The sequence below is a fragment of the Virgibacillus tibetensis genome, from assembly GCF_036026595.1.
Classification (GTDB): Bacteria; Bacillota; Bacilli; order Bacillales; family Amphibacillaceae; genus Virgibacillus_P; species Virgibacillus_P tibetensis.
The window spans coordinates 66,465-85,677 of the sequence record NZ_JARZFX010000012.1 but is presented as its reverse complement, the minus strand read 5'-3'; the positions used below and the strand labels follow the sequence as shown (position 1 = coordinate 85,677).

The window sequence follows — 19,213 nt, the reverse complement described above, 5'->3', positions numbered from 1 at the left end:
TTCTTCTGTATCAGATATGATTGCAGGTATAGTGATTTCCCCTCCTATCTGTGATTCATAGAAATAAGATCCCTAAGTTTCTATAAAACAATACTATAGAACTAGAAATATTGGATTAATTTCCGGTCAATTCCTTTTTACTTATTGGAAAATAATCTCTATAATCCTGCATTTACTATACCATTAGTATAAAAGTAACATAGAGGGTATACAAATTTATGCTCATAGATAAAAGTTTACTAAAATTGCTTCGTTCTAGGTGATTAGTACCCTATATTAATATAGTCATCCTTTGTTAGTTAATGATTTGAATAGACTGCGAAATTCAGGTGTCAGTCCTATTATTAGTTGAAATGTACTCATCTATATTGAATTGCTTAGGGTTGCCTTGAAAAATCCAATGTTTCATTTGTCTGCCTCCTTCTGCAAATTAGTTATTAATCATCTCATCCACTACAGGTTTTATTTCATTATAATTGACCGGATCACAAACGCTTTTTAAAGGGTTTAATGAAACAGATTTTTGATCACCAAAGTGTTCATTTATCTTATCTGTTGATAGAATATAAAACTCCCACTGTTCCATGTTTAGAGGATCCATTATATTTCGGTCTTCTTCAAATAAAAGTGCAAAAACATATAGATGTGCATGTCTATCACGTGAGGAAGTGTATTCGCCAAATTCATATTTTTTGGCAATATCAAATTTTGGAACAGATGGCTTTTTCTGTTCCCATTCTTGTACAAAAGCAGAAGACTTTACTTCTATAAGATTCCCTCTATACATTACATCTGCAACATCCCACTCTACTCTACCGGTTCCAAGAGCATCTAACGCACTTCCTATCAAAAATTCAGCAAATATTCCTCTCTCACTGTTCATATTTATATTTGAGTATGCCCATTTCCAATAATCGACGATTTGCTTTGATGTTCCCTTTATTTTAGTGGACTCATGTAACTCAACCATGTTGGTTACACTCCTTATTATAAGCCAGTTACTGAAAAAACTGTTTATTATACTAGTATTCATTGTTAGTTGAATTCCAAATTCAACTGTCTACCTACCGCTCTACCCTTAAGTCAGCAATTCCACTCTGTCTTACACCCCTTAACACCTCTACAGTTTACAAAAAACGAACAGTATCTATGTCCTGTTCGTTCCTCCTGTTGCCTGACTACTCATTATCATGCACTATATAATGATATAGCTTATGCTCAATAGGTTTATCTAAAATCATATTCATATGGACCACTGGGATCTCTTTTCCATTCTTATCTAGCATTTTATCCTGCTCTATTGTATCTTTGTCTGGAAGCGTTTGACCTAAATAATAAAAGCCGCTTCCTTCATCATCATCTTTCTTTATAAATAAATGAAGATCCATATTTTCTTCTTCTGCATGAATAATTTTCTTTACTTCACCTGAAGCTAATGTTCTTTTGCTCCGGGTATACCATTTAAAAGTTTCCGGACTTATAAACTCATCCCCATAATCGACACTTGCCTCTACCTCATCATTTTTATGGTACGTAACGAATATTGGACAAGTCTGGTGTTTTGGCTTATATCCATACATCGTCGAACTTTCATCGTTCTTCCAGTTCAATAGCTTACAAGCATCTTTTCTCGTATACTTCTCATACCGAGTAAGTCGCTTTTCCGGTTGATATTTCTTACTCCGTTCCAATCCACTCTTAACCACATCGGTAACTAAATCATTGAATAAAGAACTCGATTGTAAACTCTCTTGTATTGCTGAATTGAATGAATAAGCATGATGAGTGTTTAGCTCAATAATAGGTTTATTGCCATATTTCTTCTGATCAGTTTGGGTGAAAAAGGACAAATCAAATATTCGATGCACAGAATCTATCGTATCTTCATCCACAATACAATTCGCTTCTTGCAATGCTTGATTATATTCCAGATAAGTAATGGTTTCTTTTGCCAGTAACTGCTCCAGTAAAATAAGTTCATGTCTTCGTTTACCATCCAACACTTCTGAGGAGAGCATAGTAAGAACACTATTTTCATATGCACTAATTATCGAAAGGTCTTCCTTCAGTTTTAACAGGAAGGCATAATAGTTTTTAAATTTACCTGCAATCACTACTGGATCAATCGAGTGATTTGTAATGAAATTATATAAAAATGGTGTTCTGCCAAGTCGATTTTTCAATTCCATATACGCATCTTTAAATACCTTCATTGCTGTCAGATTGCTCGCGTTTATCGCTTTAAATATCTGTTTCTTAGCAATCTCTTCAAAATTGACTGTAGATACTCCCTTAATGTAACTAGTCTCTGTTGCACGTCTTCGAATGTTATCTTTATTTTGCGACTTATCTCCCGAAAGAGCCATTGGGATCATATAATTATTTTTATAGTTACCAATAAAATCAATAATTGTTACAAAAATCTTTTGAATTATGCTTTCGCAATCCACGTCCTAACTGTTGAATAAAAATGATGCTTGATTGGGTTTGTCTCAGCATAACAACCTGGTTAATACTTGGAATATCAATCCCCTCATTAAAAATATCCACAGTAATAATATAATCTAATGCACCATTTTCCAAACGATCAACCTGGTACATGCGCTCCTCTTGAGAGTTATCCCCTGTTAGTGAAACCGTTCGGAGATTCCTTTCATTCAAGGCATTAGATAACTTTACGGCTTCCTCTTTTCGACTGCAGAACATTAATCCTTTCACACTATCGCCTGAATGGCCATAATAATCAATCTTATCAATAATATGTTCTACACGTTCGTCTGTAACGAGTTTGGATAAAATAGCTGTATCATCAATTATTTCCCCGTCATATTCAAGATCAGTAACACCAAAGTAATGGAATGGACAGAGCATATCTTCATCCAATGCTTCTTGCAAACGAATCTCATAGGCGATGTTATAATCAAACAACTCATATATGTTAAAGTCATCCGTACGTTCCGGCGTTGCAGTCATACCAAGCAAGAAATTCGGTTGAAAATAATCTAATACTCTCAGATATGAGGCAGCACCCGCTTTATGCACTTCATCAATTAAAATATAATCAAATTCTACTGGGTTAAATTGTTGTAGTGTATCTAGTTTCGAAATAGTTTGTATCGTTGTAAATAAATATTTAGCATTTTTCTGCTTAATCGATCCGGATAAAATTCCGAAATCTTGTTCCAACCCTCCCATGATACGCTTGAAGTCGGCCTTTGCTTTATGTAAGATTTGCTCTCGATGAACAACAAATAACATGCGTTTGGGTGCCACTCGGCGAACATCAAATGCTGAAAGATATGTCTTACCTGTCCCTGTTGCCGATATAACAAGTCCCTTATCATAGCCAGCATCTCTAACTGCTTGGATTTGCTTTAATGCTGCTTCCTGCATTTTATTCGGTTTGATACTTATCGCCGTCTCAACAGAATTAACATCATAATCTATCGGAAGTTCTATCACTTTACTTGCTGCTTGATAATCGAATGGCTTGTATACCTCTTCATACAATTCAATCCATTCATCTGTTAATGGTCTAGCCTCTCCCCAAACTTCTTCAAATTGGTTCTTAAAGTGAGCAATTACTTCCCCGTCCTTGTGCGACGTGAGCATCACATTCAATTCGTAATTCACCTTCAATGCTTGCGCAGTAAGATTCGAGCTTCCAACTATTAAAGAGAAATATTTGTCGTGCTCAAATATGTAACCTTTTGAGTGAAATCCTTTCAAATCTGTTAATCTAACTTCTACATTAGTTATCTTCAATAATTCTTTAAAGACCTTTGGTTGATTGAAATTTAAAAAAGTGGAAGTCAATATCCGGCCACGGATCCCTTTTCGTTTCAGGTCCAGCAAATGAGACTTTAATGTAGCAAGACCACTTTCAGTAATAAAGGCAACTGAGAAAATAAAAGAGTTACAGCTATCAAGCTCCTCAACTAGCGAGGTTAATACAACCTCACTATTTCTAGTGTTATTAACTAACAGTCTAGGTTTATATGTATCTGATTTCCCATAGTTTTGATCAATGAAGCCTTTATGTAAAGAACTCTCCAGATTTCTAAGAAAATTTTCCAACTAATCGCCCACAATACTAATTTATTTCCCTTAGGATGATGTTAATCGTTTACCAACTTCTCTACGGCGGGAATATCTGCTGGAGCCCAATCAAGCATTGGAAGCTCTTCCCTTAACAACCATTTAATCGATTGATGTTCGGTTAAAACTGGTTCTCCTTCAATTAACGCGCAATAAAAAGTAGTCAAATGCACAACCCCGAAATCATATTCATAGACCGTATGATCAACTTGCTCTCCTACGCTGATCTTACACTGCATTTCTTCTTCAATCTCCCGCCTCAAAGCTTCCTCAGCAGTCTCACCCTGCTCGATCTTTCCACCGGGAAACTCCCATTTGTAAGATAATGTCTTTGTTTCCCCTCTTTGTGCGCAAAGAATCTTACTATCATTGACAATTACAGCACCTACTACGTGTATGTTCTTTTTCTCCAATTACTTCCCCACCTATAATTTTTTTATATAATCGATTATACATGAATTATTATTGACATTAAAAGAGGTAGAAAAGAAGAGACCTATTTATGCACTAACTTTAATTTTTATTCTGTGGTTGCCACGTTTTCCCCTTACTTACAAAATTAACCTAATTATATAGTACTTCTTATTCCGTTAACAGGCAACCAATCATGGCGATTACTAGATTCATGTGCTAGTTAGTTAATTAGATCTAATACACAATTTGCTAGAATATTCTTCTTTCTATAATATATAGATAACAACCAATAAAAGGAGAATTCTCATGCCTACTTACAACAAACTAGTTCGTGATCGAATCCCGGAAATTATTGAGAAATCTGGTAAAGAGCTAAAAACAGAAACACTTGACCACGACCGCTATATTCTAGAGCTTAAGAAAAAATTAAATGAAGAAGTAGAAGAATATCAAACTGCTTCAACTAATGCAGATGCACTGGAAGAGCTGGCTGATGTGTTGGAATTAATGAACGCCCTTATTCGTATTCATGGATCCTCGGTAGAAGAAGTGGAAAAAATCCGGGCTGATAAAGCTGCTAAACGAGGGGGATTTGACGAAAAAATATTCTTAATCGAGGTTGAAGACTAATGGCTGATATTACGTTACATACATCGAAGCTGCATAAGCAATTAATAGAAGATATCCAGAATTCCTCTACCATATACATCCTAACCTCATTCATTATGAAATCAGGAGCAGAGGTTATTTTTGATGCGCTTCAGGATGCGCTTAAAAATGGAGCAGATATTAAAATTTTAACGGGTGATTACTTATACGTAACACAACCTAAGGCTTTAGCTAGATTGTTAGATTTAGAAGGTAATAATCTGGAAATCAGGCTATGGCGCAGTAGCGGAATCTCCTTTCACCCGAAGACATACATATTTCAGCATCAGGAAGAAGGTGCAATTATCGTTGGGTCCTCTAACCTCTCTCGTTCAGCATTAACCAGTGGGGTTGAGTGGAACTTAAGAATGCAGCGTAATGCTTCTGTCGATACATTTAATCAGGCGATAGATTTATTCATTGAAACTTTTTATGATAGTCAAACGATTGAGATTAACCGTGAATCACTTAAAACCTTTCAACAGGATTATGATGAATTTCATGCAAAGAATGCGAATCTACTTTCCACCTGGACGAAACATGAGGAAATAGAATTGACGTTACCTAACGAAGAGGAAGAATTACCACAGCAAATTGTCGATAACCCAGCTGCCTACACGACAAAACTTGAACCTCGACCTGCACAATTGGCTGCATTACAAGAGTTGGATGACACCATGGAAGAGGACTACAATAAAGCAATGGTCGTAATGGCAACAGGACTTGGAAAGACATATTTAGCTGCATTTTTCGCTCAACGATTCAAGAGAATATTATTTATCGCCCATCGCGAGGAGATTCTTAAGCAGGCCAAGAAAAGCTTTGAACAGGTTCTTGGAAAATCAGGCGGTCTTTATAATGGTTTGGAAAAAGATCCGAACCACGATATGCTCTTCGCATCCATCTTTACACTAAGTATCCAGGATCAATTATATAAATTTGATCCAGAAGAATTTGATTTAGTTATTGTCGATGAATTCCACCATGCTGCAGCTAAAAGTTATCAGAAGGTCATCGATTATTTTCAGCCAAAGTTTCTCTTAGGATTAACAGCAACCCCTGAACGGACTGACGGCCAGGATGTCTTTGCAATCTGTGATGGAAATGTTGCCTATGAAATAACGTTTATTGAAGCAATTCAACATGGCTGGCTTGCTCCGTTTATTTATCATGGAGTGAAGGATGATATTGATTATAAAAAGATTAAATGGCTTGGGAATCAGTACGATCAACATGAATTGATGCGTCAGCAACTTCAAAGAGATCGTGCAGCGCAGATTTATAAAAAATGGAATGAACATAAGCAAACCCGCACCCTTGCGTTTACTTCTTCTATTCAGCAAGCTGGATTTCTATCTAACTATTTTACGGAACAAGGTGTGAAATCAATAGCGTTAACTTCAGAACAAAAGGACATTTCCCGTGGTGAAGCAATTCGAATACTGGATACAAATGAGATAGATATCATTTTCACAGTAGATCTATTTAATGAAGGTGTCGATATCCCTTCCGTAGATACCTTATTATTTGCTAGACCAACAGAATCATTGGTTGTATTTACTCAGCAAATAGGTAGAGGACTACGAAAATACGCCGGCAAAAATAACTGCGTCATTATTGATCTGATTGGGAATTACCGAAATGCGGATACGAAGTTGCAAGTTTTTAATGAATTCCAAGCCGATGACGCTATATCTCGTAAAAATGTTGTTCCAATCGTACCGGACTCCTGTGCCATTCATTTTGAAACAGAGGTAATTAATCTGCTGGAAGAAATGAGATTAAAACGCAGTTCACGAAAGGAAAGGGTTTATTTAGACTATCTAAAAGTGAAAGAGCAACTAGGAAAACGACCATCCTACGAGGAAGTTCATAAACACGGGACCACTAATTCAAAGGAATACAAACAAGCCTTTGGAGGATACTTCGCATTTCTAAACGAATACGGTGAATTAACAGATCATGAATCAACTGTTTATCAAAAGCATTACCGTTGGTTGAACAAAGTAGAAAATGAAAAAATGAAAAAATCGTATAAGATGGTTGTATTACAATATCTGCTTAATAAAGGACCAACTGATTGGCTGAAACCCATTACACCAGAGGAAGTCTCCCGCTATTTCCATCAATTTTTCATGGAAAAAAGCTATAGAAAGAACAAAGACTTCTCGCATAAAAGTGCAAAAAAACTATGGAATTATGATGAAACAAAAATCGCAAAACTAATAGCTAACATGCCCATGTCCAAATGGGTTGGTAAGGATGATCTTGTTTATTTTAAAGAAAATCAATTTGGGATGAATTTTGAAGTTGATGAAAATGAGCAGCTTGTATTACATGAGATGACTAGTGAGATTTGTAAGTATAAGATGCAGGTTTATTTTGAGAGGAAGGGTGTTAAGTCGCATGGATGATTGTAAAAAGAATACGAGATTATAAACTTTCAAAATTAAGTGAAGAAGAAAAGAAAATCTCAAAAAGATATAATTTTGGTTTAGAGTCCTGTACCTAGAAATTTATTCTTAAATATTAGAAATCTGTTAGTCAATGGGAAGAATGCGCACTTTAACTAACAGCTCCTAAACTAATATTCAATCTCTTACTTGCCTCCGATTTAACACTATAAAACCAGCAGAATTGACTAAAGATCTTCCTGTGGATTTAGAAAACTATCAGTTATTATCTACGCCTCTAAAGAATACCTTTTCTTACGTTAGTAGACCCTAATATTTTATGAATATTTATCTTTTACAAAAAGAGAAATCATCATCAGATGATTTCTCTTCCTAATTATATAATGCCATTTATTCCCATTAATCTTCCGCATTTTTTATTTTTTGGGCACAACGTACTTAGACAATTTAATACCTTTACTTACTTCGGTTGCATACGAAGGTTTCAACCCTGATGCACGAACAATATCAGTACCCTATAATTATTCTTTAAAATATAATCTGCATATTTGATTCCAAACAAGTGAATATAGCTACTTGATAACCTTCTGGAGCGTTAGAGTACATTTCATTAAGATATTTGGCTAACTCAAGATTGCTCATCTATAATTAGGTTACTAGAATTAAAAATTATAGGTTGTAAGTATTTGTATACGTATAGGACTCCAGCACTTATACATTTATATCAATGGAACCATCTATCTCTTATTTTGATTCAATTTCTACATTCCACTCTTCTTTATTGTAACCTGCTTCTTCCATGGCATTAGTACAAAAACGGTGAATAGCGTTAGCACTTAAATTTGCCTCCATGTAATGTCCATTACCAATTTTCCTTGCTTTTCTCATCTCTAACCCATTTTCAGAAATAAAGCCGGGATATTTGTCCATTATTTTTTGATAATTTGCGTGGTTATTTTCAAAAACAGTTATTATGGTTTTTTCCATTACCTCCCGCCATGACCTTACTGAGTAAGACTGTTCCGAGATTGTAAGAAGTCGTGGTGAGCTTCCTGTTATCTTCCTTAGCTCATTCTCTGCTTTCCCAAAATAAGGCCAAACTGTTATAATAGTTCGAGTTAATTCTTCTGTTCGACTGTTAATACTAGTTTCATTCCAACTTTTATATTGAGTAATACTTTTGTTCATTTGTAAATTGCTTTTTTCATAATACCTCCTTTTCACCAAAAATGGTTCGTTTGATAATTCAGTATTATAGGCAGAGAGCGTTAGGTTACCCAAAGTATGCAAGTAGGTAGAATGAATAAATTCTGCATTCCCACCCAATTCTTCATTCCACGCATCAGTAAGTGTTTGTGGCATAATATGTTCTACGGTGGCCTTTGTTAAATCTGCCTGTTCCTTATGTGAATATGAATCCTCAATAGCTCTTAATATAAAACTCCCTTTTTTCCTTGTATCTCCTTGGCCGTATAAATGGTTTTCTTTTAAAGCACTGACAAATTCATCATCTTTTGGATAACCACGGTTTTGCAAGTAGCTTGTGAATTCCTCTATTGATTGATCTGCTTCGTGAATACTTATTTGGTTGTATAAAGATGCAAATATTTTGTTTAAAGACTTCGAATCTATATTACAAACAAATCTTCTTACTAAATAGTTCTCAATAATCTGCAACACTCGAATAAATTGATCTGCAGAATACCTATTTTTCTTATAGTCTCTATAAATAAACAATAGGAAAGGGTATGCCGTCTTGGCTTCAAAATCATTAATCCTATGTATGTATTTACGTATCTTAATATTATCTTCTAAATTAGGGTTTAACAGCCTACCATAGTATTCTGCGAATTCAGAAAGGTTCTTTAAAAATTCCTTGGCATCGTGCCTAACAGTTTTTTCCTTTAACTTTACGTATACGTCATTTTTTTTCACATTTATATTTTCACCCAATAAAAAATGGCGAATAAACTCTGTGAGGTGATCACCTAATTCTTCTTGCATAGGAAGCCAATATCGTGTATATTGATCCTCTTGATCTTCAGTTGGAATCCTCATGAATAAATAATTTCTAATTAAATCAGCTTGTGTAAGTGGTTGTCCCTTTGCATTTAAACTTTCAAATACTAGGTATGGATTATCTTCTGGCGATAAAACAATACTAACTATCGATAAGTCCCCTGTAATGGTAGATTTAAATATTGTTAAATCGTTAATTTCTTTTTCAATCATTTCGTGGAAGTACCAATACGCCTTCAAAATTCTCGAATTATTTAAATCAGTTGAAATGTCACTATTGATTATTTTTTTAAAGTTAGACTTATCTACTTGGGTAGGTAAAAACTTATACATATCTTCTCCAGATTTATAACTATTTTTTAACAATGTATGTTGAATTTCTTCCGCTAAATTATTATTTTTCAATTTTTTGGCTACATCTCTAGTTGCTGCTAATAATATAAGTAAAGTGGTCATTCTTTGCTGTCCATCAATAACTAGAAATTGTTGAACACCATGAGTGTTTGCATTAACTGGTATTGATACTACAGATCCAATAAAATGAGATTGATTATCATTGTCTTCTATTAATTCTACAATATCATCCCATAATTGCTTCCATTGTTTTTGCTCCCAACTGTATGTACGTTGAAACATTGGAATAATGTATTGTTTAGTACCTTCAATAATCGCTTGAAGATTTGTTTCACTTGCCTTCATTTCATTCACTTCCTAACATCATATTCGTTTGTGACCTTATAAAGTCTATGCTAATCCTTTTTTACCATAATAGAATAATATTTCTAAGTAGTGCAGAATACATCACCTGTTAACTTCAATTTATAGTAGCAATTAATTTAGCACACTAATAAACAATTCGACAATATACTGTAAAGTCCTTCCTTAAACATAAATTTTCACTTTATTACACAATGATGTACGCTGCCAACACATAATCCGACTCTCATTCATTATTCCCTATAACTCTTTTTCTCTATAAAAGAATAACCTACTTAACCAACATCCACAAACCGCCCATACTCCTTATGAAATGCCAACTCCACTGTACCTGTTGGGCCATTACGCTGCTTGGAGATAATAACTTCAATCCTGCCTTGCACTGTCCCTTTCACATAATAATCCTCTCTATACAAAAACATAATGACATCTGCATCTTGTTCAATATTTCCTGACTCTCTTAGGTCAGACATGAGGGGGCGTTTATCGTGACGTGATTCTACCCCTCGTGATAATTGTGAGAGTAATATTATCGGGATATTTAATTCTATGGCAAGCAATTTTAATTCGCGGGTTATTTCTCCAATTTCCAGATCTCTCCTTTCACGTCTTTGGCCTGGTGTGATCAGCTGCAGATAATCAATAATGACGAGATGATTTCCTCCCGGTTCATCATAAAGCTTCTTTCGGATGGTTGAGCGGATATCCAGGATGGTTCGCTTATTATCAAAAATGGCAAGACTCCAATTAGAGATACTCCCAACCGCATGAAAAGCTTGCTCATAATCCTTGGTAGAGAATGCCATGCTTTTCCACTTCTGACCGTCAATTGACCCTTCTGATGATATCATCCTTCTAAGTAATGGTTTCGTCCCCATCTCTAAACTAAACACAGAGGAAGATCCACCGTTCTTGCAATGCCCTGATGCCAAATTAAGTGCAAAAGCTGTCTTTCCAACAGATGGTCGTGCAGCTACAATAACCAAATCTCCTCGCTGTATGCCACCAGTCATCTCATCAAGGTTCTTATATGAGGTTGCACACCCTGACTGCTGACTCCCTGGTTCAATCATTTCATTCGTAATTTCAAACAAGTAATCATACGTGGATTTACCTTGGGGTATTATTCCTACTTCACGGATGGACTGAAGGCTGGAAATGAGTACTTCTAATTCTCCTTCACTTGGCTGCTCACTGTATTTTATGGCATACTCTCGTGACTTTCTTAAACGATAGGCATCGAAAATTAATCGTTCATGGTGCTTGATATTTGCAGTACTGGCTACAGATTCGGTCATTTCCAATAGGTAGCTGGTTCCCCCTACCTGATTTATTTCTTTTCCCAGATTAGTAGTAACTACCACAAGATCAATAAATTCATCTAAAACAGATGCCTGTTTCATTGCCCGGTATATTTTTTTGTGTTGGGCATGATACATATGCTCTTCCTGTACTACCAAGTCCTTGAAGAGTGTTCCGTCTAGAAGAACTGCTCCAAGTACTGCTGCCTCTGCCTCATAATTTTCAGCTCTCATGATTCGATTTCTCCGCAATGAGTTTAAGCAAGGACATACGAAAGCGTTCCTTTGTCTCAGCTGATACATTAACTGCATCTTCCCGCCACTGGTCCATCTTCGCTAAATATTCATTTGGTTCCGGAGGGTAGGCCGCAATTTCTGCAATTGTCGGGGCATATGGGTGCCTGGCAACAAAGGCAGCTAATTTATCCATCACTCCGTTATAATCCATCTGCTTCAATGGCGGTAAAATCAATTTTGCTTTTTTCTTTGTAATTTCAAATTTAGGATAAACATCAGCAATGGTCTCCAGAACATCGATTGCTTCTTCATGCGTCATGGTAGTGACCCCTCCTGTCGTAATTCATCAAATAAAGTTTGCCTGCTTTTTTCTGTTCGCTTTCTAAACGGAATGGTATTATCCCGATTGGCAGCTTTCTGCCTTTCATAATCTCTCACACGATCAATTGAGGTCAGTTTGGCATGAGCCCATTCTTTTAAAATTTTCTCGATATAGCTATATGTGTGACCGCCTCGTTTAACTGCAAGCTTTATTGCTGCAACCACAATATCATCCCCAAGATCTTCACACCAGGCAATTAATGACTCTCCGGCAATTGGACGAAGTATCCCAAAGTTTTGTTCGAAAATGAGAAATGGGTTTTCGGCTTCTTTTTCTCCTCTTCTGCTCTTTTGTTTCTGTTTTAATTTCTGTTTAGGTATGGTCAATGATTCGTCTAGTGATGGGTCAAGTGATTGGTATACGGATTGGTACATGCATTGGTCAACTGAATTGACCAATGAGACCATTTTATAGACAGGTGCCTTCCCCTTTTTTCCTTTTTCGCAACAAATTAAGTTATGCTCTATCAGCTCATTCCGCGCATTTAATAACCCTTGCTTTGATAGCCCAGTTAATTGCTGCACAACGGAATTAGGTGCATTAAAGCTACTCTTCCATCCAACCGAATTGTTTATAGCCATCAGCGTGTACCATAGTGCAATTGCGCTGGTGGGGATTTCGCTTAAGAGCAGCCAATTTCTGAATGCATTCAGTTCTTTAATGTAGTTCATGTTATAACAGCCCTTTCAAATCTCTTCACGTTCTTGTTAGCTGGTAAGCTCTTGTTCACGAATCCATGCATTCACTGCAACTTGAGTAAAGAGAATCTTTCCACGAACTCGAAAGTGAGGTAATTCGTTCTGGCGGGCCATCTTATAGATGGTATCTGTGTGTACACCCAAATAGACAGCTAGTTCTTTTACGGTCATTGGTTTTATTTCCATATTTACATCTCCTTTTTTCGTTCTTTCAAAACTACTATCGAAAAAAAAGGAGGATTAGGGGCATTTTGTGTTAAATTTGTTGAAATTTATTTTTGATTAGTAGAATTGAGATTGTTTTTTGTACAAAAAAATAATCCATATAGACTGCCGATAATGGCAATCTATATGGATTTACTTAAATAAAATGATATTCTTTTTTTTCATAAGAATTTAAGAATAAAGATCGTGATTAATAGATAATTTTCTCATTCACAAAATACCACATATATGTTGTGTAATTTTCCACATCCTCAATGGATAATTATTCTGAAAAGGGGGATTCTAGTGGATGAGCAATTTAGACAATTGATAGGACAGTTTCTAAGAGAATATCGCCAAGAAATGTCATTTACAATTGAAAGACTAGCAGAAGAAATTGGTATTAGTACTAATCACCTTGGGCGCATTGAACGTGGAGAAAGCGATACAACGCTTACTACGTATATAAAAATGGCTGTAATCCTTGAGATTCCCAGTACATTTCATGATAAAATTATACAACTCTACAAAAATCACCAAGTTTAAAACTTCTCACTACTTCTAAGAACATCTTACAAAAAACCTCCTTTATCTCACATATAAAGGGAGTCATACTGTGACTAACCAACACACATTTGAAGATTTTTACCAGCAAAACAAGCGTCGTATTCATTACCAGATTCATAAGTTAAACATCCACGACCCACATAAGGAATACTTCCAGGAAGGCCTCTGCGCTATGTGGAATGCATACCAAACCTACCAGCCTGACAAAGGTGTCCTTTCCACCTATTTTAACTATACCATCCGGAATCGAATTATTGATTTGCTCCGTCAACAGAACAACTATCTAAAACATATTCAAACCTCTTTTCAGGATAATACTATAGAGAGTCTCAACTCTTCGAACAATCCAATTCTTTTATCCAGCCAAATTCACACTACTTTTTTGGACAACTCTCCGCTTTGGAAACAAATTAAATCCCAATTAACTTTAAATCAATGGAAATGGATATATTATGCAGTGATCGTTGGTATGTCACTAAAGCAACTTTCTATTCAGGAAAATACTACGGTAGAAGCAGTGAAAAGCTGGGCAAGACAGGCTAGGAAGAAATTAAATAATCCAGAGTTTCAGAATCAGCTGTTAGAGCTTCTACAGGGTTAACACACCATAATTAGCGGTGCTAACTAAAATGTTTTTTGCTTTCTTTCTGTTTTTTATTTCGTGTGCTTGAAGGAAAAGTAGATGGAAAATACTCTAGGATAGGAGACACATAACTAGGTTCTCCTATAAATGCAGCTTCTTTGCAAACTATTTTATAGATGCATTCTTTGATAGACTCCTATTTTCTACACTCTATGTTGTAAGCCAGGTTTCCTCTTTCGTGAAATGTTTCAGATACTGATATCAAAAATAGAAGAGGCAACTTTTTAAATTACTAAAAAAAGCTTGTAAAGGACAGGTATTTTGATATAGTTTAATTTGAACAAGAGGAATTATATGATTATTTTATTAGTATTGAACCTTGATTTTAACCTCATAGAGTTTGACACCCCGTTCAATTGTAAATTTAAATAACTTGAATGGAGAAAATTTATGGAACTGGAATTTATGAAGAATGCCTATGGTCTATTATATGAGGTTGAAAATAAATTACATTATACTATTGAAAGTGTAATGAGAAATGAATATGGTATTGCTTGGTTTATAAATGGTCCAAAAGCTATGAAATATCTTCCTTATAGGAAAGGTTTAAAGTTTTTTAATTATTACGAGTTATTAGCTTTAATGCGGGGATATCCATGCTTTACAAACTATTTTTCAAAAATAATTTTTATCTCCTTGCACGAAACTATACCAATTAGAAATAAAATTGCACATTGCCATGTAATAAGTCAGGATGAGTACGATTTACTACAATCTGTGAATGATTATTTGAGTAAGGAAGTTAATATTTAAGTGCCTACTCTCTTATAAAGCCTATCTACTCAGCTTTGATTTATATACGACCACCTTATTTCACAGTAACATTGTAGCAATTATAATGACTTCTCCAAGAACTTCTCTCCAGAAAATCAATGATTTGCTTTCAAGGTCAAGGTACCAAAAGTTTTGTTCATAACATGTTGATAGGCTCACTTTTTTTAATCTAAAATTAATATCTAAACAATCAGTAGTCCGGGGTATTTTAGGTTGGTATTTTTAAAAAAAGTTATACGGTTACACTTGGTTGTATTCCAGCCAATTAAATATACCATTCTTGACATAGTTTTTTACCACTGTACGACAAAAAATGTACAACTGAATGACGGACTGTTTACAACTGTTCCGCTATATCTTTTATTCATATCGTTTATCCTTTTTTCAATATGGCTATGGACCTTTATAACTTGGAAGCCTCTTTTCATACGTTTATCTTCAATCAAAGTTCATTTTATAAGATTACATCACGCCGCCCATACATTAACCATATAAACATGAACAAACAACCTCTAAATAACCTATTAAATCAATGTTTTTGTATTTTTACCAAACATAAAAAAGACCAATATTAAACATAAACATGAACAATTATCTTTATCATATTCTTTATGTGACTACTATAATATCTTGTCTATTTTTGTCCACACATTGATACAATAACAACCGAATATACGGACGAATGTTCATGCCATGAAATAGAAACGAATCTACACACGAATATGCAACCAAACATGCAATCTAAAGTTGTTAGAACGTCCTACAAGCGAATTACTTTTTATTTGTAGCTAATCAGTTAATTGCTAATCGTACTACTATTTCTTCTGCTCCGCCTTCCCCATCTGCCATAAACATATAAAGCACAATTCCAGCTAACATAGAACTTTTAACGTTCTTTCATAGAAGAGCTTCTTCCATATTACATGGAAGTTCATAAACCGCTTTAAATCAACGTTTTCCCCTGTTTGTATTTCATGGGATTTTAACCACTTTTTCATAAAGGGTATTCAAGGGGTATTCAAAATACATACGCTGGCAGGCTAAATATAGGAAACCTACTTGATTTCTTGTTTTTTAAATTTCTGCTCAATTCATTATAAAAATTGGAGTATCGAATTGCTTGTGTTTCTAGCACCCGTTAGCTTATACAGATAGGTAAGGGTTTGAAGTTATCGCTCCCTTTTCCCCCTTCTCACACCTTACGTGCGACTTTCACCGCATAAGGCGTTCCAACTAATCTAATTCATTCAATTCTATGTATTATTAGATTGACGTTGCTTTCTTCCGAAATCAAATTGCTTGATTTTGACATTTTAATCGAAGTTCATTAAGTTTTTCTATTTGCTTTTTCGTCAGATTAGGACTTTTATCAATGCTTTTATCTTATCACTATCTTTTAAGTGTACTAGTCTATGGACAGATTCATGAAGGATTGCTAGGTTTGAGAATGAATCATCCTTTGAAAGATAATACGGATTCTTATGGTGACAATGCCAATCGTTTATGCCTAGTTCCATTCCAGAGATGGCACACCTGCCGTATTGATCGATGAATTTACTTATTCGATTGTCATTATATTCAATTGTTCAATTTGGAATAAAATTTTTCATGATAGAAGATAGAACTTCTTTACTTATAGCTTTTAGGTACAAAATAAAAAAAGTAAGCGTCAAATACTTCACACGTATCCAACACAGTCTCCAGATGAGATAATCTTCATAGATTAATTCTTGAAGGAGGCTTTTCATGTCAGATAAACAGTTAGAATGGGAGACAAGAATGGATCAATGGTGCGAAAGTGGCCTTAGTATAGCTGCTTGGTGTCGTAAAGAAAATATTAATATTCATCAAATGTATTACTGGAAACGTAAGTTAGGTCAACAGACAGATAATACTTCTTCTACCGATTGGTTAGAAATTAGCCATTCGGCTAACAGCGATGAGCATTCATCCATCATTATTAAGATAGATAAGCTATCAGTGGAAGTAAAACCACAGGTTGATCGTCAACTTTTATCTGATGTATTACATTTATTGAAGTATCAATGATTCACCCATACTATGAAAGGGTTTATTTAGCTTGTGGCCCTACGGACCTTAGAAAGTCAATTGATGGCCTAGCAATTATAGTAAAAGAAGCATTTGAACTTGATCCATTCTCACCTGCACTCTTTGTGTTCTGTAATCGAAATAGAGATAAATTAAAAATTCTACAGTGGGATAATAATGGCTTTTGGCTTTATTATAAACGACTAGAGACCGGTAAATTTTCTTGGCCAGATGAATCATCTAAGCAAACAAAAGATATCTCCCCGCGTCAACTCCGTTGGTTATTGGATGGCTTGACGATTCAACAATCCGCGCACCGTGAAGTTAAAGCACGAACAATTTTATAAAAATGAGAATTCGCTCTGTTCAAGGCGGATTCTTTTTCGTATAATAAATTTTATGGAAAAGATAACGAACGCAAAAGATGCCCAATTTTATAAAGACCGCGCTGAGAAACTTGAACTTGAAAAAGAAGAACTTGAAGCAAAGCCAAAATGGTATGAGGAACAATTTAGACTGAGTCAAAAAAGACAATTTGGTGCTTCAAGTGAACAAAACACGGATCAACTTTCTCTATTTAATGAAGCTGAAGATACATCAAATAAAGATGTAGAAGAGCCTGCGATTGAAACGATTACTTACATCCGTAAGAAGAAAGGACAGCGTGACCAGAAGCTCGAAGACCTTCCGACTGAAACGATTGAGTATCGTTTATCAGAAGAGGAACAGGTCTGTTCTTGTTGTGATGGAGAATTGCATGAAATGAGCACGGAAGTGCGCAGAGAAATCGAGATTATCCCTGCACAGGCTAAAGTGAAAAAGCATGTGCGTTATATTTACGGGTGCCGTCATTGCGTCATGAGATTAAAACACCTATTCAAATCGCCAAGTCACCATCTCCTGTTTATCCAGGCAGTTTAGCATCACCTTCGGCGATAGCGTATTTAATGTCGAATAAGTACGTGGACAGCATGCCACTTTATCGTCAAGAAAAAGCGTTGGAACGCCTTGGATTATCTTTATCGAGACAGACCATTGCAAATTGGATCATTTACGGTGCAGAGAAGTGGTTATCTATAATTTTCGATCAGATGTATCAATATATGATCAACCAAGAGGTCCTGCACGCGGATGAAACTTTCAAGTGTTATCTGAACCTGGACGAAAAAGTCAATCCACTTCATACATGTGGATGTTTCGAACAGGTACCGCACATGAGCCTGAAGTGTTATATGATTACCAACAAACACGCGCAAGTAAACATCCGAAACAGTTCTTAGAAACATTCAGTGGCTATCTACATGTGGATGGTTATGCCGGTTACCACGCGATACCGAATGTGAAGCTGGTTGGATGTTGGGCACATGCACGTCGGAATTTTAAAGATGCATTAACCGCACTTCCAGAGACAGCAAACGCCTCACGGCTTACTGCGCAAGAAGGTTTGGATTTTTGTGATCAGCTATATAAAGTTGAACGCCAACTTAAAGACTTAGATGCCGTTGAGCGTTGTCACGAGAGGAAAAAATTAAGCCTTCCCATCTTAGATGAATTTTCTAAATGGTTAAAAGTACAAGCACCGAAGGTGTTACCAAAAAGTGCATTGGGTAAGGCCATTAAATATTGCAAGTCTCAGTGGCATAAACTTGAAGCCTTTCTTTTGGATGGACGATTAGAATTGGATAATAATCGTGCGGAGAGAGTAATTAAGCCCTTTGTTTTGGGAAGAAAAAATTGGCTTTTCAGCAATACGGCGAAGGGTGCAAAAAGTAGCGCTCTTATTTATAGTGTCGTTGAAACCTCTAAGGCGAATAATCTTAACCCCTATGCATACTTAAAATATTTATTTGAAGAACTTCCGAATGTAGATCTGACAGATTCTAATGAAATCCAAAAGTATCTACCTTGGTCAGACTATATACCAGAAGGTTGTCGCATACCAAGTAAGAAGTAACCCAATCATAGCATGAGCCCAGACCTGAATAATAGGTGTGGGCTATTTGACGCTTACATAGCATTTAGGTACAAAATAAAAAAAGGTGAGCTGC

At 35.6% G+C, this 19,213-nt stretch carries 15 protein-coding genes and 2 pseudogenes; 8 read left to right on the top strand and 9 right to left on the bottom strand.

The genetic code is table 11. The features are described from left to right. Positions 1-430: 430 nt before the first annotated feature. The 3 genes and pseudogenes from QGM71_RS17495 to QGM71_RS17485 form a co-directional block, all read right to left on the bottom strand. Positions 431-970, bottom strand: coding sequence for a hypothetical protein (locus QGM71_RS17495; RefSeq protein ID WP_327608858.1), 540 nt, complete (start codon positions 968-970; stop codon positions 431-433). A 208-nt stretch (positions 971-1,178) separates the two neighbouring features. Further along, positions 1,179-4,077, bottom strand: a pseudogene (locus tag QGM71_RS17490) (DUF3427 domain-containing protein). A gap of 41 nt (positions 4,078-4,118) precedes the next feature. Continuing rightward, on the bottom strand, positions 4,119-4,511 hold the full coding sequence (locus QGM71_RS17485) for a (deoxy)nucleoside triphosphate pyrophosphohydrolase (protein ID WP_327608857.1): 393 nt from the start codon (positions 4,509-4,511) through the stop codon (positions 4,119-4,121). 307 nt (positions 4,512-4,818) lie between these two features. On the opposite strand from QGM71_RS17485, the gene QGM71_RS17480 reads away from it, so the two are divergent. Then, on the top strand, positions 4,819-5,142 hold the full coding sequence (locus QGM71_RS17480) for a nucleoside triphosphate pyrophosphohydrolase (RefSeq protein WP_327608856.1): 324 nt from the start codon (positions 4,819-4,821) through the stop codon (positions 5,140-5,142). Next, entirely contained in the window at positions 5,142-7,574 is a 2,433-nt protein-coding gene (locus QGM71_RS17475) for a DEAD/DEAH box helicase family protein (protein ID WP_327608855.1), read from the top strand. Before QGM71_RS17480 ends, QGM71_RS17475 begins: the two co-directional genes overlap by 1 nt. A 416-nt stretch (positions 7,575-7,990) precedes the next feature. Here the strand turns inward: QGM71_RS17475 and QGM71_RS21925 are convergent, their stop codons facing one another. From QGM71_RS21925 to QGM71_RS17450, 6 genes are all read right to left on the bottom strand, one after another. Continuing rightward, on the bottom strand, positions 7,991-8,062 hold the full coding sequence (locus QGM71_RS21925; protein WP_456119843.1) for an HTH-like domain-containing protein: 72 nt from the start codon (positions 8,060-8,062) through the stop codon (positions 7,991-7,993). Between the two features lie 256 nt (positions 8,063-8,318). Further along, positions 8,319-10,292: a DUF262 domain-containing protein gene (locus tag QGM71_RS17470; RefSeq protein ID WP_327608854.1), complete on the bottom strand. Its 1,974-nt coding sequence runs from the start codon at positions 10,290-10,292 to the stop codon at positions 8,319-8,321. Positions 10,293-10,585: 293 nt separating this feature from the next. Further along, positions 10,586-11,845 carry a replicative DNA helicase gene (gene dnaB, locus QGM71_RS17465; protein WP_327608853.1) on the bottom strand — a complete coding sequence of 420 codons (1,260 nt, stop codon included), beginning with the start codon at positions 11,843-11,845 and terminating at the stop codon, positions 10,586-10,588. Then, positions 11,835-12,167: a hypothetical protein gene (locus QGM71_RS17460; RefSeq protein ID WP_327608852.1), complete on the bottom strand. Its 333-nt coding sequence runs from the start codon at positions 12,165-12,167 to the stop codon at positions 11,835-11,837. Before QGM71_RS17460 ends, dnaB begins: the two co-directional genes overlap by 11 nt. Continuing rightward, positions 12,164-12,901 (bottom strand): DnaD domain-containing protein, encoded by a 738-nt coding sequence (locus QGM71_RS17455; protein WP_327608851.1) that lies wholly within the window; start codon positions 12,899-12,901, stop codon positions 12,164-12,166. The genes QGM71_RS17460 and QGM71_RS17455 overlap by 4 nt, the downstream gene beginning before the upstream one ends. 36 nt (positions 12,902-12,937) lie before the next feature. Next, positions 12,938-13,114, bottom strand: a complete 177-nt coding sequence (locus tag QGM71_RS17450) for a helix-turn-helix domain-containing protein (protein WP_327608850.1) — start codon at positions 13,112-13,114, stop codon at positions 12,938-12,940. Positions 13,115-13,438: 324 nt separating this feature from the next. On the opposite strand from QGM71_RS17450, the gene QGM71_RS17445 reads away from it, so the two are divergent. The 6 genes and pseudogenes from QGM71_RS17445 (at position 13,439) to tnpC (ending at position 19,119) form a co-directional block, all read left to right on the top strand. Beyond that, entirely contained in the window at positions 13,439-13,678 is a 240-nt protein-coding gene (locus QGM71_RS17445) for a helix-turn-helix domain-containing protein (protein ID WP_327608849.1), read from the top strand. Positions 13,679-13,748: 70 nt separating this feature from the next. Then, positions 13,749-14,300, top strand: coding sequence for a sigma-70 family RNA polymerase sigma factor (locus QGM71_RS17440; RefSeq protein WP_327608848.1), 552 nt, complete (start codon positions 13,749-13,751; stop codon positions 14,298-14,300). Between the two features lie 432 nt (positions 14,301-14,732). Further along, a complete protein-coding gene (locus tag QGM71_RS17435; RefSeq protein ID WP_327608847.1) occupies positions 14,733-15,095 on the top strand; it encodes a hypothetical protein in 363 nt (120 codons plus the stop codon). 1,767 nt (positions 15,096-16,862) lie between these two features. Next, positions 16,863-17,165: an IS66 family insertion sequence element accessory protein TnpA gene (tnpA, locus tag QGM71_RS17430; RefSeq protein WP_327608846.1), complete on the top strand. Its 303-nt coding sequence runs from the start codon at positions 16,863-16,865 to the stop codon at positions 17,163-17,165. Further along, positions 17,162-17,512, top strand: coding sequence for an IS66 family insertion sequence element accessory protein TnpB (gene tnpB, locus QGM71_RS17425; protein WP_327608845.1), 351 nt, complete (start codon positions 17,162-17,164; stop codon positions 17,510-17,512). Before tnpA ends, tnpB begins: the two co-directional genes overlap by 4 nt. A gap of 52 nt (positions 17,513-17,564) precedes the next feature. Beyond that, a pseudogene (gene tnpC, locus QGM71_RS17420) lies at positions 17,565-19,119 on the top strand (IS66 family transposase). Positions 19,120-19,213: the final 94 nt, after the last annotated feature.

What these genes read in the sequence shown, in the direction of transcription:
- QGM71_RS17495 (WP_327608858.1), bottom strand. Translation starts at nt 970, where the DNA reads ATGGTTGAGTTACATGAGTCCACTAAAATAAAGGGAACATCAAAGCAA.
- QGM71_RS17480 (WP_327608856.1), top strand. Translation starts at nt 4,819, where the DNA reads ATGCCTACTTACAACAAACTAGTTCGTGATCGAATCCCGGAAATTATT.
- QGM71_RS17475 (WP_327608855.1), top strand. Translation starts at nt 5,142, where the DNA reads ATGGCTGATATTACGTTACATACATCGAAGCTGCATAAGCAATTAATA.
- QGM71_RS17470 (WP_327608854.1), bottom strand. Translation starts at nt 10,292, where the DNA reads ATGAAGGCAAGTGAAACAAATCTTCAAGCGATTATTGAAGGTACTAAA.
- dnaB (WP_327608853.1), bottom strand. Translation starts at nt 11,845, where the DNA reads ATGAGAGCTGAAAATTATGAGGCAGAGGCAGCAGTACTTGGAGCAGTT.
- QGM71_RS17460 (WP_327608852.1), bottom strand. Translation starts at nt 12,167, where the DNA reads ATGACGCATGAAGAAGCAATCGATGTTCTGGAGACCATTGCTGATGTT.
- QGM71_RS17455 (WP_327608851.1), bottom strand. Translation starts at nt 12,901, where the DNA reads ATGAACTACATTAAAGAACTGAATGCATTCAGAAATTGGCTGCTCTTA.
- QGM71_RS17450 (WP_327608850.1), bottom strand. Translation starts at nt 13,114, where the DNA reads ATGGAAATAAAACCAATGACCGTAAAAGAACTAGCTGTCTATTTGGGT.
- QGM71_RS17435 (WP_327608847.1), top strand. Translation starts at nt 14,733, where the DNA reads ATGGAACTGGAATTTATGAAGAATGCCTATGGTCTATTATATGAGGTT.
- tnpA (WP_327608846.1), top strand. Translation starts at nt 16,863, where the DNA reads ATGTCAGATAAACAGTTAGAATGGGAGACAAGAATGGATCAATGGTGC.
- tnpB (WP_327608845.1), top strand. Translation starts at nt 17,162, where the DNA reads ATGATTCACCCATACTATGAAAGGGTTTATTTAGCTTGTGGCCCTACG.